The 13,240-nt window shown below is 70.2% G+C and carries 10 protein-coding genes and 1 tRNA gene; 5 read left to right on the top strand and 6 right to left on the bottom strand.

Features of this window, described 5'->3' with window-relative positions; translation table 11 throughout:
- Positions 1 to 197 precede the first annotated feature (197 nt).
- Positions 198 to 1,655, top strand: coding sequence for an NAD(P)/FAD-dependent oxidoreductase (locus ACQEVI_RS08200; RefSeq protein ID WP_432896701.1), 1,458 nt, complete (start codon positions 198 to 200; stop codon positions 1,653 to 1,655).
- Positions 1,656 to 1,771: 116 nt separating this feature from the next.
- A tRNA-Leu gene (locus tag ACQEVI_RS08195) sits at positions 1,772 to 1,845 on the top strand.
- 15 nt (positions 1,846 to 1,860) lie between these two features.
- On the opposite strand, the gene ACQEVI_RS08190 is transcribed toward ACQEVI_RS08195, so the two are convergent.
- Complete coding sequence (locus tag ACQEVI_RS08190) at positions 1,861 to 4,101, bottom strand: excinuclease ABC subunit UvrA (RefSeq protein WP_432896698.1); 2,241 nt, start codon at positions 4,099 to 4,101, stop codon at positions 1,861 to 1,863.
- 155 nt (positions 4,102 to 4,256) lie between these two features.
- Here ACQEVI_RS08190 and ACQEVI_RS08185 point away from each other — a divergent pair, with 155 nt between their 5' ends.
- Positions 4,257 to 4,751: a helix-turn-helix domain-containing protein gene (locus ACQEVI_RS08185; RefSeq protein ID WP_432896695.1), complete on the top strand. Its 495-nt coding sequence runs from the start codon at positions 4,257 to 4,259 to the stop codon at positions 4,749 to 4,751.
- Between the two features lie 4 nt (positions 4,752 to 4,755).
- Here ACQEVI_RS08185 and ACQEVI_RS08180 read toward each other — a convergent pair whose 3' ends face one another.
- From ACQEVI_RS08180 to ACQEVI_RS08170, 3 genes are all read right to left on the bottom strand, one after another.
- Positions 4,756 to 5,358, bottom strand: a complete 603-nt coding sequence (locus ACQEVI_RS08180; protein ID WP_432896692.1) for a ClpP family protease — start codon at positions 5,356 to 5,358, stop codon at positions 4,756 to 4,758.
- Positions 5,359 to 5,462: 104 nt separating this feature from the next.
- The gene (locus ACQEVI_RS08175; protein ID WP_432896690.1) at positions 5,463 to 6,161 is read right to left on the bottom strand and encodes an ArsR/SmtB family transcription factor; all 699 of its coding nucleotides are present in this window, start codon (positions 6,159 to 6,161) and stop codon (positions 5,463 to 5,465) included.
- A gap of 62 nt (positions 6,162 to 6,223) precedes the next feature.
- Positions 6,224 to 6,439 (bottom strand): hypothetical protein, encoded by a 216-nt coding sequence (locus ACQEVI_RS08170; protein ID WP_432896687.1) that lies wholly within the window; start codon positions 6,437 to 6,439, stop codon positions 6,224 to 6,226.
- Positions 6,440 to 6,704: 265 nt separating this feature from the next.
- Between ACQEVI_RS08170 and ACQEVI_RS08165 the strand changes: the two genes are divergently transcribed.
- Complete coding sequence (locus ACQEVI_RS08165) at positions 6,705 to 10,142, top strand: efflux RND transporter permease subunit (RefSeq protein ID WP_432896685.1); 3,438 nt, start codon at positions 6,705 to 6,707, stop codon at positions 10,140 to 10,142.
- A gap of 94 nt (positions 10,143 to 10,236) precedes the next feature.
- Here ACQEVI_RS08165 and ACQEVI_RS08160 read toward each other — a convergent pair whose 3' ends face one another.
- Both ACQEVI_RS08160 and ACQEVI_RS08155 read right to left on the bottom strand, forming a co-directional pair.
- On the bottom strand, positions 10,237 to 11,124 hold the full coding sequence (locus tag ACQEVI_RS08160) for an ABC transporter permease subunit (protein WP_432896682.1): 888 nt from the start codon (positions 11,122 to 11,124) through the stop codon (positions 10,237 to 10,239).
- Positions 11,121 to 12,074: an ABC transporter ATP-binding protein gene (locus ACQEVI_RS08155; RefSeq protein WP_432896679.1), complete on the bottom strand. Its 954-nt coding sequence runs from the start codon at positions 12,072 to 12,074 to the stop codon at positions 11,121 to 11,123. The genes ACQEVI_RS08160 and ACQEVI_RS08155 overlap by 4 nt, the downstream gene beginning before the upstream one ends.
- 222 nt (positions 12,075 to 12,296) lie before the next feature.
- Here ACQEVI_RS08155 and ACQEVI_RS08150 point away from each other — a divergent pair, with 222 nt between their 5' ends.
- A complete protein-coding gene (locus tag ACQEVI_RS08150) occupies positions 12,297 to 13,196 on the top strand; it encodes a Bax inhibitor-1/YccA family protein (RefSeq protein ID WP_432896676.1) in 900 nt (299 codons plus the stop codon).
- Positions 13,197 to 13,240 lie beyond the last annotated feature (44 nt).

The raw sequence follows: 13,240 nt of genomic DNA, 5'->3' as shown, positions 1-13,240 counted from the left end.
AGCGGAACCGCAGGCTCACGCCATGCCCGCAGGGCGTGACTTCCGTCCGCCGGGAACTTCCGGCGGTGACGGCCCGTTGTGGGTGCCAGAGGATCGAAGACGTTCCTGCAGCGGCGACGACGGCGTGGGGTGCATCACGCACACGCCGCCCTTTGGCATGTCAATGCTGATGCGTGGCGCGCGGTATCCTGGGAATCATGCCTCAGAACGACCTGACCTCGGTCAGCCATGCTTCCGATGCGGCGAGCACGCCGCGCCCGCGGAAGGTGCCGCGCATCGTGGTGCTCGGCGGCGGGTCCGTCGGCCTCTACGTGGCGCGCCGCCTGCGAAAGAAGCTGAAGAAGCGGGAGGCGGCGATCGTCGTCGTCGACCCGCGGCCGTACATGACGTACGCCCCCTTCCTGCCCGAGGCGGCCGCCGGGTCGATCGACGCCCGCGACGTCGTGGCACCGCACCGCAAGGCCCTCAAGGGCATCGACGTGCTGCAGGGCAAGGTCACCACGATCGAGCACGGCCGCAAGCACGTGAAGATCCAGCCCGAGTCGGGCGACGAGTACGAGGTGTCGTACGACCAGCTGGTCGTCGGTCTCGGCTCGGTGTCCCGCACGCTGCCCATCCCCGGCCTTGCGGAGTCGGCCATCGGCTTCAAGAACGTCGAAGAGGCCATCGCGGTCCGCAACCACGTGATCAACCGGATGGACGTCGCTTCCTCCACGTGGGACGCCGACCTGCGTAAGCGCATGCTCACGTTCACCTTCGTCGGCGGCGGGTTCGCCGGCATCGAGGCCCTCGCCGAGATCGAGGACATGGCGCGTTACGCGACGCGGCAGTACCAGACGATCGAGGCGTCCGACCTGCGGTTCGTCATGATCGAGGGCGCCGGGCGCATCCTGCCCGAGGTCACGGAGCCGATGGGCGAGTACGCGCTCGCCGAGCTGAAGAAGCGCGGCATCGAGTTCCACCTCAACACCTTCCTGTCGTCCTGCGTGGACGGGCACGTGGTCACGTCGACGGGAGTCGAGTTCGACACCGAGACCATCGTGTGGACCGCGGGCGTCAAGGCGAACCCGGTCATCAAGGAGGCGTCCGACCTCCCGTTCGACAAGATGGGCCGCGTCACCGTGCTGCCCACGCTGCAGGTCGCGACCGAGGACGGCGAGATCGTCGAGGGTGCCTGGGCCGCGGGCGACTGCGCCGCCGTGCCGGACGTGAACAACCCGGGCAAGTTCTGCCCGCCGAACGCGCAGCACGCGATCCGCGAGGCCGTGCGCCTGGCCGACAACATCGTGGCGCTCTACAAGGAGAAGCCCGCGGTCGACTACGACCACAAGAACGTGGGCGTCGTCGCGTCCCTGGGCCTGTACAAGGGTGTCGCCGAGCTGTTCGGCTTCATCAAGCTGCGCGGTTTTCTGGCCTGGGTGGCGCACCGTGGCTACCACGTGATGGCGATGCCGACCGGGAACCGCAAGGTCCGGATCCTGATCGGCTGGATCGGCCAGTTCCTCATGGGGCGCGAGCTGGTCTCGCTGGGCTCGCTGCACGACCCGCGTCAGGAGTTCCGCAACGCGTCGGTGCCGCCGAAGCCGGCGGGCGAGAAGGTCGAGCAGAAGGCGGAGTCGTCTGCCGAGCGCGCCGAGTCGGGCGCCAGGTCCTGACGCGAGCACTCTGCCTGGAGTTGTCAGACCGGCGCGGACGTGTCAGACGTACAGGTCACTCTGGTGACCCCAGCGTCTGACACGTCCGCGGCACCGCTCGGTAGTCTCTGGGGTGCGCCCCCATAGCCCAACTGGCAGAGGCAGCCGGCTTAAACCCGGCACAGTCCCGGTTCGAACCCGGGTGGGGGCACCCGGTGCTCCGGCGTCAGGAGACCAGCTCGGCGAGATGACGGCCGGTCAGCGACGCCTCCTCCCGTGCCAGGTCGGCCGGGGTGCCCGCGAAGACGACCCGGCCGCCGTCGTGCCCGCCGCCGGGGCCCATGTCGATCACCCAGTCGGCACGCGCGACGACCGACAGGTTGTGCTCCACGACGATGACCGACCGGCCGGAGTCCACCAGGCGGTCGAGCAGGCCGGCCAGGTTGTCGACGTCCTGCATGTGCAGGCCGGCGGTGGGCTCGTCGAGGACGAACGCCGGGGTGTCGCCGCCCATCTCGATCGCGAGCTTGAGCCGCTGCCGTTCGCCGCCGGACAGGGTGTTGAGGTGCTGGCCGAGCGAGATGTAGTGCAGCCCGACGTCGGACAGCCGGGAGAGCATCGGCACGATCGCCTTCTCCGTGAAGAAGCCCAGCGCCTCCTCTACGGACATGGCGAGCACGTCGGCGATGTTCTTGCCACGCAGGGTGTAGCCGAGGACCTCGTCGGTGAACCGCTTGCCGCCGCACGCCTCGCACGGGCTCGCGACACCCGCCATGAAGGCGAGGTCGGTGTAGATCAGGCCGACCCCCTTGCATGCCGGGCACGCGCCGGCCGAGTTCGCGCTGAACAGAGCGGGCTTGACGCCGTTCGCGCGGGCGTACTGCTTGCGGATGGGCTCGAGGATCCCGGTGTAGGTGGCCGGGTTCGACCGCCGCGACCCCCGGATCACCGACTGGTCCACGAACGTCACGCCGTCGCGCGGCAGGCAGCCGTGGATGAGGGAGCTCTTGCCCGACCCCGCGACTCCGGTCACCGCGACGAGCACACCGAGCGGGACGTCGACCGATACGTCCTGCAGGTTGTGCAGGGTCGCGTGCTCGATCCGGAGGAAGCCGGAGGGGGTGCGCGGGGTCTGCTTGACCGTGACGGCCTGGTCCAGGTGCTTGCCCGTCGCGGTCCCGGAGTTGCGCAGCCCCGCGATGTCGCCCTCGTAGACGACGGTGCCGCCGTGCGTGCCGGCGCCGGGCCCCATGTCGACGAGGTGGTCGGCCGCGGCCATGACCTCCGGCTTGTGCTCGACGACGAGCACCGTGTTGCCCTTGTCCCGCAGACGCTGGAGCAGCGCGTTCATCTGCCGCACGTCGTGCGGGTGGAGGCCGATCGTCGGCTCGTCGAACACGTAGGTCATGTCGGTGAGGGCCGAACCCATGTGCCGCACCATCTTGGTGCGCTGGGCCTCCCCGCCGGACAGCGACGACGACTCGCGGTCCAGCGACAGGTACCCCAGCCCGATCTGCTCGAACGCGGCGAGCAGGTCGCTCAGCCCGTCGAGGATGGGCTGGACCTGCGGGTCGGTGAGGTCGCGCACGAGCTCGGCGAGGTCGGTGAGCTGCATGGCCGCCGCCTCGCCGATGTGCTTGCCCTTGACCAGCGACGACCGGGCCCGGTCGTTGAGCCGGGTGCCGCCGCACGCCGGGCAGGCCGTGAACGTGGCGAGCCGGTCGACGGCGGCGCGCATCGCACCCTTCATCGACTCGACGTCCTTGACGAGGTAGAGGCGCGTGATCTTGGGGACCAGCGACTCGTACGTGACGTTGATGCCGCCCGCGACGATCTTCCGCTCGGCGCCGTGCATCAGGTCGTGCCACTCGGTCTCGCTGTACTCCGCCAGCGGCTTGTCGACGTCGAAGAGGCCCGAGTCGGCGTAGACCTTCCAGTACCAGCTGCCCACCCCGAAGTTCGGGAACGTGATGGCGCCCTCGTTCAGCGACTTGCTGCGGTCCACCAGGGCCTCGGTGTCGATGGCCGAGACGCGGCCCAGGCCCTCGCAGTCGGCGCACATGCCCTGTGGGTCGTTGAAGGAGAAGAGGTTGGACCCGCCGATGTACGGCTGGCCCAGCCGCGACCAGATGACGCGCAGCATCGTGTAGGCGTCGGTGGCCGTGCCGACCGTCGAGCGCGCGTTGGCGCCCATGGGCTCCTGGTCCACGACGATCGCCGCGGAGAGGTTGGACAGGGTGTCGACGTCGGGCCGCGGCCGGGACGGCATGAAGCCCTGGAGGAATGCCGAGTACGTCTCGTCGATCAGACGCCGCGACTCGGCGGCGACAGTGCCGAACACGAGCGAGCTCTTACCCGAGCCGGACACTCCCGTGAAGACGGTGAGCTTCCGCTTGGGGATGTCGACGGAGACTCCCCGCAGGTTGTTCTCGCGAGCTCCGCGCACCTCGATAGATCCGAACACCACTGTCCTTTCCTGGTCGGTGGTCCCATGGTGCCAGCAGGCACTGACACGCACCTTGACTGCGTTGTCGGGCGTTACGCCAGGAGCAGACGCCGGAACGACCTTCGGTGTCAGTGGGGTTGGGTACCGTGACGGGTACCAACGGCGGGAGTGGGCAGATGGCAATGATCTCAACAGGTACCGCACGTACTGCTGGGCCCGGCACCACGAACGAGGGCAGGCCCGGAGCGAGACCCGGCACGCTCGAACACACCCGCGAACCGCTGTTGCGCGACCTGGTCGGCGGGATCCTGCGGCGCACGCGACGTGAGCAACGGCGCACGCTCGCCGACGTCGCGACCGACGCCCGGGTCTCCACCGCCTACCTGTCCGAGGTCGAGCGCGGGCGCAAGGAGGCATCCTCCGAGGTGCTCGCCGCCGTGTGCGAGGCGCTCGGCATGCGGCTCGTCGACCTGGTCGAGCGGGCGTGGGCCGAGCTCGCCCTCGCGCTGGCGGCGCAGGAGGAGAGCCGCAGGGTTCGGGTCCTGTCGTCCGCTGCTCGTCGTGCGGCAGGCTTCTCGTCGTCCCGCCACCCGCTGCAGGCGGAGCAGGCGGCACCGGCCGGCACCTCCGGCGCCGGCCGGCGAGGCGAGGCGGCGCTGCTCGCGGCGTGAGGCCTCAGAGGCCGGCGCGCCGCCTTCCGCCGGGCCGGACGTCGTCGACCTGGTCCACGATCCTGTCGATCATGCCGTAGGCCAGCGCCTGCTCGGCGGTGAACCAGCGATCGCGGTCCGCGTCCGCGGCGACCGTCTCGACGGGCTGTCCGGTGTGCTCGGACTGCAGCCGGGTCATGACGTCCTCGAGGTACCGGACGTTCTCCGCCTGGACGACGACGTCGCCCGTCGTACCGCTGGCCTCACCCGCAGGCTGGTGCATCATGATCCGGGCGTGCGGCAGCGCGTAGCGCTTGCCCTTGGTACCCGCGGCGAGCAGGAACTGCCCGATGCCGCCCGCGAACCCGACGGCGACCGTCGAGACGGCGTTCGGCAGGAGCCTCATCGTGTCGTGTACGGCCAGCCCAGCGCTGATGGAGCCGCCGGGGGAGTTGATGTAGAGGCTGATCTCCGCGCTGGAGTCCTCGGCGGAGAGCAGCAGGAGCTGCGAGGTGACGCGGTTGGCGACGGCGTCGTCGATCTCGGTGCCGATGAGCACCATGCGCTGGTGCAGCAGGCGCGAGCCGAGGTGGTCGTCGAAGGGCTGGGTGTGCGCTGTCTCGGTCATGTCCCCACGATCAGCCCGTGCGGACCGGCCGGGTAGCGATCTCTGCCCGCCGCAGATCTGCTCATGGCAGACCGCGCGTCGGACCGTGCGGCGGAGCGGGAGCGTCAGAGCGGTCTGCCCTCGGGGTCGATCGTGGGGAACACGTCGAAGTGGATCTCGAACGGCATCGCTCCCGGCAGACCCTCCTGCCTGCTCAGCGGGTCGAGATGTTCCGCGGCGAACCGATCCCAGGCCTCGACGACCGCCTCCGCCTGTTCCCGCGTGGCCCACTTGTTGACCGTGACGAACGTGGTGGAGCCCATCCACGACGCCAGGGTCTCTTCGTCGGCCTCCTGGCCCGAACGAATGAAGGCCATCACCCGTTCGTTGCGGAGGCGGAGGAACTCGATGTTGACGGCCTCGGCGGTCTGCCGGCTCGCGGGGGACTCCTTGCCCGCGCTGGAGATGCTGAACCCACCGGGGGTGCGTTCCCACCAGCGCTCCCGCGCGGTGCCCTTGCCCTCGACCTCGCGGACCAGTCCGTGCTTGGCCAGCTGGCGGAGGTGATAGCTCGTGGAACCGCTGGACTCGCCGACGATCTCGCCGAGCTTGCTGGCGGTGAGGGGTCCGCGGATCGGCAGCAGGTCGAGGATGCGGATGCGCAGCGGGTGGGCGAGCGCGCGCAGTGCTGCGGGGCCGAGCTCGGCCGGCGGGCCTGCGACGGGGGGCGCGGCGCCGTCCGGCACCATACGAGGTGATGGCGCCGAGGAGCGAGAGTCTCGTCCCGCCTGCCCGCCCGGGAGGTTCTTACGTGCTGTCGCCATAGGCAGGACGTTACCCACTCGACGTGGCCGGGGCCGAGGAGCGGGCACAGGGCGCACGGCGATCAGCGCAGGGCGAGCGGGTGGCGAGCCGCCATGTTGTCGCGCACCCGCTCGGCGTGGGCGCGCTGTCGCTCGGCGCGCTCGATCTCGCGGCGCTGTGCCTCGGAGTCGGTCTGCCTCGGCGCAGCGGGCTGCCGGACCCTGGCGGGCGCGGCAGCGCGGAGCATCCCGAGGCGCTGCGGAACGGTGGTGCGGACGGCGGGGGCGTAGACGCTCATCGCGATCTCCTGGCTTCGGGGCTCGTGAGGGGAGTAGCAGGTGTGCATCGCCCTACGCATGCCAACATCTCTTTGCAAGACATCCTTTGCAACTAAGTCTTTGGAACTGGCTCCGACGCAAAGCTGCCCCAGTCGGGCTTGCAGGCGCCGCAGGGCGCTGCCCTACTCTGTGACTTCCGTCGTTTTTCACCCCCTTGGTCCGACCTGGCCGCGACGGCGGCGTCGCGCCGTATGCCCGAAATCTCGTCCGCACCGTGGAGTCCTCGTGTTCCATCTCGCCCGGCTGTCTCTCGCGAACCGAGCCGTCGTGGCGCTGGTGACCATCGCGACAGCCGTGTTCGGGGTGCTGAGCATGACCTCGCTGAAGCAGGAGCTGATCCCGTCCCTGCAGCTCCCGACCGGCATCGTGAGCGCGCAGTACCAGGGTTCGTCGCCCGAGGTCGTGGAGGAGCAGGTCACCGACGTGATCGAGGACGCCGTCGCCTCGATCGACGGGATCGCCGCAGTCCGGTCCACCGCGTCCACCGGGGTCTCGCTCACCACCGTCGAGCTCACCTACGGCACCGACATGGAGGCCGCCTCCCAGCGTCTCCAGACCGCGGTGGCGGGCATCCAGCCTGCCCTGCCCGAGGGCGTGCGCCCACAGGTCACCACCGGCTCCGTCGACGACGTCCCGGTGGTCCAGCTGGCCGTGGCGGGCGACAAGAGCCCCGACGCCCTCGCCGGCACGGTCGAGGACGTGGTCGTACCCGCACTGGAAGACGTCGACGGCGTCCGCGGGGTCGCGGTCACCGGCGAGCGTGAGACAGAGGTCCGCATCCTGCCCGACCAGGAGAAGCTTTCCGCCGCTGGCCTCACCGCCGAGGACCTGACCACCGTGCTGCAGGACAACGGCGTGGTCCTGCCGGCGGGCGAGATCACCGAGGGCGGGCGCGCCTGGTCCGTCCAGCTCGGCAAGCCCGTCGACATGGTCGACCAGATCGCACAGCTCCCCGTCGTCCCGGGCGACGCCACCGACCCGAGTGCGCCCGCCGTACCGGACAGCCCACCGCTGCTGGGGCAGGTCGCATCCGTGCAGCTCGCGCCCGTGGAGGCGACGTCCTACTCACGCCTCGACGGAGAGCCCTCCCTCGGGCTGGCCGTCACGAAGACGCCGGAGGCGAACACCGTCGAGGTGTCGCACGCGATCGAGCGGGCGCTCGCGGAGGCCGAGGTGGCGGACACGCTGACCGAGCGCGGCGTCGACACCGCCGTCGTGTTCGACCAGGCGCCCTTCGTCGAGGACTCGATCCACGGGCTGGCCACGGAGGGCGGGCTCGGCCTGCTGTTCGCCGTCCTCGTCATCCTGGTCTTCCTGATGTCGCTGCGCTCCACGCTCGTGTCCGCGATCTCGATCCCGCTGTCGCTCGCGGTGACGTTCATCGCCATGAGCGCGAGCGGCTACACCCTCAACATCCTGACGCTGGGTGCGCTCACGATCTCGATCGGCCGCGTGGTCGACGACGCGATCGTCGTGATCGAGAACATCAAGCGGCACCTGTCGTACGGCGAGGAGAAGACCGCTGCCGTCCTCGCGGCCGTGCGTGAGGTCGGCGGGGCCATCGCCGCCTCCACGATCTGCACCGTCGCCGTGTTCCTGCCCATCGCGTTCGTGGGCGGCATGGTCGGCGAGCTGTTCCGGCCCTTCGCCCTGACCGTGTCGATAGCGATGCTGGCCTCGCTCGTCGTGGCACTGACGATCGTGCCGGTGCTGGCGTACTGGTTCATCAGCCCGCCGAAGAAGGCGGGCCGCGGCGCGGCGCTCGCCAGGGCGGCGGCGGAGGAGAAGGAGAGCCGCGGCGTCTGGCAGCGGATCTACGTGCCGACGCTGAACGGCGCGCTGGGCCGGCCGGTCGCGACGATCGCCGTCGCCGTAGCGATCCTCGGCGGCACGGCCGCCCTCGTCCCGAACATGGAGACGAGCTTTCTCGGGGACAGCGGCCAGGACACGGTGACCGTCATGCAGCACTACGCGCCCGGCACGTCGCTCGCCGGGCAGGACGAGGCGGCGCAGCGGGTGGAGGCCGCGCTGGCCGACGTCGACGCGGTCGAGAGCGTGCAGGCCACCGTCGGCAGCAGCGACGACATGTCTATGGCGGCCTTCGGCGGGGCCAGCGCGGGCCTCAAGGCATCCTTCGCGGTCACCCTCGCCGAGGGCGCCGACGGCGCGGACGCCGCAGCCGACATCCGCGCCGCCGTCGGAGGGCTGACCGAGGAACCCGCTACCGAGGTCTCCGTGTCCGCCGGTGACTCCGTCGGCACGTCGTCGATCGACCTCGTGGTCCGTGCGCGCGACGACGCGATCCTGACCGAGGCCACCGATCAGCTGCAGGAAGCGACGAGTGGCCTGGACGGGGTGGCCGAGGTCAGCAACGACCTGGCGGCGGCGCAGGAGATCGTCGAGGTGACCGTCGACCGCGAGGCCGCCGCCGGGTACGGGCTCACCGAGACCCAGGTGACCACCGTCGCGTCTGCCGCGATGGCCGGTGCACGGGAGATCGGCGAGCTGCACACCGCCGAGGGTCCGGTCGGGGTCACGCTCGCCGCGGGTGCGGTGCCGAGCACGATGGGCGAGATCAGGAAGATCCCGGTACCGACGGCGGTCGGCGCCATACCGCTGGGCGACCTCGCGAACGTCGAGGTCGCGACGACACCGACGTCGATCAGCCGGATCGACGGCGACCGGTCCGCGACCGTGTCGGTGACGCCCGCCGGTGACGACCTCGGCGCGGTCACCGACACGGTGCAGGCCGAGATCGGGACGACGGACCTGCCGGCCGGGGCGACGGTGTCGGTGGGTGGCGCGGCGGCCGACCAGGCAGAGGCCTTCGAGAACCTGGGGATGGCGCTCCTGGCCGCCATCGCTCTCGTGTTCATCGTCATGGTGGCGGCGTTCCGCAGCATGGCGCAGCCGTTCATCCTGCTGGTGTCGATCCCGTTCGCGGCGGTCGGGGCCCTGGTCGCGCTGGTCGCCACGAACACGCCGTTGGGCGTGCCCGCGCTGATCGGCACCCTCCTGCTGGTGGGCATCGTCGTGTCGAACGCGATCGTCCTGATCGACCTGATCAACCAGTACCGGCAGGACGGTATGGGGCTCGACCAAGCCGTGCGCGAGGGTGCCCGGAAACGGTTGCGGCCCATCGTCATGACCGCCCTCGCGACGGTCTTCGCGCTGCTGCCGATGGCGTTCGGGCTGACCGGCGGCGGGGCGTTCATCTCGCAGCCGCTGGCGCTGGTGGTGATCGGTGGGCTCGTGTCCTCGACCCTGCTGACGCTCTACGTGGTGCCGGTGATCTACACCATCTTCGAACGCCGGTCCGAGCGGCGACGAGCGGCGGACCAGGCGGCCGGGCGCACCACGCGCCGGCCGCTGACCGGTGCCTTCCCCAGAGTGGCGACCGGTGCCTTCCGGACCGTCGGACGGGAGGCGGCGGCGCAGCGCCGCACGCAGGGCGGACCGGTCCAGCCGAGCTGGCCGCCGGTGCAGCAGCCGCAGTTCCAGCCCGCGCCGCACCAGCCACCCCAGTTCCAGCCGCAGAACCAGACGCCCCAGCGGCGCCCGCCGTCACCGTGGCCGCCGCAGCCCGGGCCGGTCGCCGAGCCTGCCTACGAACGGCCCACGCCCCCTCTGGCCTGGCCTCACCCGCTGGATCCGCCGGACTGATCAATAGCCGCCCGGGAAAAGACCTTGGCCCCGTGGCCCGCGCCGTCCGTCCGGAGAGACGGCGGTGCGGGCCACGGGGCCGGGACGAGATGCGCTACGCGTCCTGAAGCCTCAGGCGCATCGCAGCGCCGGCCAGCACCAGCGCCGTGTAGCCGGCGAGCACACTGATGCCGACCCACGGGTCGAGCACGTCGGGGAACGCGCCGGCGTTCGGGGTGATCTGCGCCCCGGCCACGCTGGGCAGCAGCTTGTTCACCGTGCCTACCCACTCCAGCTGGGAGGCCGCGAAGGTGGCGATCTGGACGATGGTCGGAATCACGAGGAAGATCGCGACCACCGTGAAGATCGCGCCCGCCGTATGCCGCAGCAGGGCGCCGAGCCCCAGTGCGAAGAGCGCCACGAGCGTCACGTACAGCACGGTGCCGAGCAGCGACCGGACCTGGCCGCCGTCGCCGAAGTCGACCGTCGCGTCGTTCGAGCTCAGCATCGGGTAGGTGACGAGCCAGCTGAGGGCGAGCGACACGGTGATGAGCACGATCGTGACGAGCGCCAGCACGACTGCCTTGCCGAAGAAGGCCGGAAGCCGGCTGGGCACCGCCGCGAACGTCGAACGGATCATCCCCGTCGAGTACTCACCGGTGATCATCAGGGCGCCGAGCACCGCGACCACGAGGGCCGCCATCTCGAAGCCCGCGCTGACGACCATGGTCCCGCCGAGCATCCCGCCCATGGCGGCCTGGTCCTCAGGTGCGGCGCCCTCCATCTCGTTCCCGACGAGCTGGACGATGAGGGCCATCATCAGCGCGAAGCCGACGATCACCACGACCGTCGAACCGAGCGTCCACCACGTCGAGCGCAGGCTCCACAGCTTGATCCACTCGGAGCGCAGCACCCGCCAGAAGGTGACGTTGTGGACCGAGGTCCCTCCCGTCGTCATGCCCGACGCGGATCCGCCCGCCGGAGCCGTGACCGTCGTGCTCATGCCTTGCTCCCCTCGAGGTCGGACCGGGTGCCCGCGTGGCCCGCGATGGCCTCGGACTGGTACTCCACCGAATCGGCGGTCAGCGACATGTAGGCCTCTTCGAGCGTGGACGCGACGGGCGTGAGCTCGTGCAGCACGACCCGCGCGGAGGCGGCCAGCTCGCCGACGGCGGCGGCGTCCGTGCCGCGGACCTCCAGGAGGCCGGGCTCGACGTCGGTCACCTCGGCGGCCGTGCCCTTCAGGAGCTCGGCGAGCACCGTGGCCTGCGGCGACCGGACCCGCACGATCTTGCGCGCGGCGCCGTCGACGATCTCGGAGACCGGTGCGTCCGCGAGGATGCGGCCCTTGCCGATGACGAGCACGTGGTCGGCGGTGAGGGCGACCTCGCTCATCAGGTGGCTGGACAGGAAGACCGTGCGGCCCTCGGACGCCAGGTACTTCGCGATGTTGCGGACCCAGAGCACACCCTCGGGGTCGAGACCGTTGACGGGCTCGTCGAGGATGAGCGTGCGCGGGTCGCCGAGCAGGGCCGCCGCGATACCGAGCCGCTGGCCCATGCCGAGCGAGAAGCCGCCCACGCGCTTGCTCGCGACGGGCTGCAGGCCTGTGAGTTCGATCACCTCGTCGACCCGCTTTGTCGGGATGCCATGAGTGGCTGCCATGGCGAGCAGGTGGTTGCGGGCGGTCCGCCCGGTGTGCACGGCCTTCGCGTCGAGCAGCGCACCCACCTCGGCGAGCGGACTGCGGTGCGCGGCGTAGGGCTTGCCGTTCACGGTGACCGTGCCTGCGGTGGGCTTGTCCAGGCCCACGATCATGCGCATGGTGGTCGACTTTCCGGCGCCGTTCGGGCCCAGGAAGCCCGTCACCTGGCCCGGCTGCACGGTGAACGTGACTCCGTCCACGGCGGTCTTCGTGCCGTACCTCTTCGTCAGGCCTGTGGCCTCGATCATCACTTGCCCTTCCATCTGGCACGCCGGGGTGGCCTCTGCGGCCACTGGTCGGTCACGACAAGATTGGTTATGAAGAGACTAGGGAGCCGACGGCGTCCGCCGCACCCTTTACACGCCCGGATCATCCCTCGGGCGGACCGAGTTCATCCGAAGGTATGACCTGGGAACTACTGAGACCTGCCCAGCGTTCCCTAGGATGGTCAGACAGACCAGGAGGAGCAGATGAGCAACCCCGTCTTTTCGAGAAGCGACGTCTTCGGTGAGCCCCGTCGCACCGGTGCAGCTGGCGCCCGCCGCGGCGGCACCGCCACCTACCCCAACCAGACTCCCGCATATGGCACCCCGCCGCAGGCCGGCCAGTACGGCCAGTACGGCGCGGGTCAGCAGCCCATGGACGCGTCAGATCTTGACGCGATGTATCAGTCGCCGTCCGCAACCACCGCGGACACCAAGCGCATGACCTACGACGACGTGATCATCAAGACCGGTGGGCTGCTCGCCCTCCTGGTCGTGGTGGCCGCGGCGACGTGGACGCTGGTGCCCACGCCGATGCTGGGCGTCGTCCTGTGGGTCGGCCTGATCGGTGGCCTGGTCCTCGGCCTGGTCAACGCGTTCAAGCGCAACCCGAGCCCCGCGCTGATCGTGGCGTACACGGTGTTCGAGGGCGCGTTCCTCGGCGCGATCTCGCTGATGTACAACCAGATCGCCGACGGCGCCGTGTGGCAGGCGGTCCTCGGTACCGCGTCGGTCTTCGCCGTGAGCCTGTTCCTGTTCAGGAGCGGCAAGGTCCGGGTGACGCCCAAGTTCACGCGCTGGCTGATGTTCGCCCTGCTGGGTTACGCCCTCTTCAGCCTGATCAACTTCGTGCTGACGATGACCGGCGTGCTGGAGGGCTTCGGCATGCGTAGCGGTCCGCTCGGCGTGATCATCGGCCTCGTCGCGGTAGGCCTTGCCGCTGCGTCCCTGATCGTCGACTTCGACTCCATCAAGCGTGGTGTCGAGGCCGGCGTGCCCGCCAAGATGGCCTGGTCGGCGGCCTTCGGCCTGCTGGTGACGCTGATCTGGCTGTACCTCGAGCTGCTTCGTCTCGTGACGATCATCAGCAGCTTCGGCAGCGACTGACCCACCTGCTGTACCAGCGACGGCCCGGTCACCTTCCAGCAGAA

This window comes from Promicromonospora sp. CA-289599 (genome assembly GCF_050936155.1).
GTDB lineage: Bacteria > Actinomycetota > Actinomycetes > Actinomycetales > Cellulomonadaceae > Promicromonospora.
Note: the sequence above shows the minus strand (reverse complement) of the source record. Positions and strands in the feature narration are given on the sequence as shown.

Coding starts and splice junctions, on each gene's coding strand:
- ACQEVI_RS08180 (WP_432896692.1), bottom strand. CDS start 5,358: ATGACCGAGACAGCGCACACCCAGCCCTTCGACGACCACCTCGGCTCG.
- ACQEVI_RS08155 (WP_432896679.1), bottom strand. CDS start 12,074: ATGATCGAGGCCACAGGCCTGACGAAGAGGTACGGCACGAAGACCGCC.
- ACQEVI_RS08160 (WP_432896682.1), bottom strand. CDS start 11,124: ATGAGCACGACGGTCACGGCTCCGGCGGGCGGATCCGCGTCGGGCATG.
- ACQEVI_RS08170 (WP_432896687.1), bottom strand. CDS start 6,439: ATGAGCGTCTACGCCCCCGCCGTCCGCACCACCGTTCCGCAGCGCCTC.
- ACQEVI_RS08175 (WP_432896690.1), bottom strand. CDS start 6,161: ATGGCGACAGCACGTAAGAACCTCCCGGGCGGGCAGGCGGGACGAGAC.
- ACQEVI_RS08185 (WP_432896695.1), top strand. CDS start 4,257: ATGGCAATGATCTCAACAGGTACCGCACGTACTGCTGGGCCCGGCACC.
- ACQEVI_RS08200 (WP_432896701.1), top strand. CDS start 198: ATGCCTCAGAACGACCTGACCTCGGTCAGCCATGCTTCCGATGCGGCG.
- ACQEVI_RS08150 (WP_432896676.1), top strand. CDS start 12,297: ATGAGCAACCCCGTCTTTTCGAGAAGCGACGTCTTCGGTGAGCCCCGT.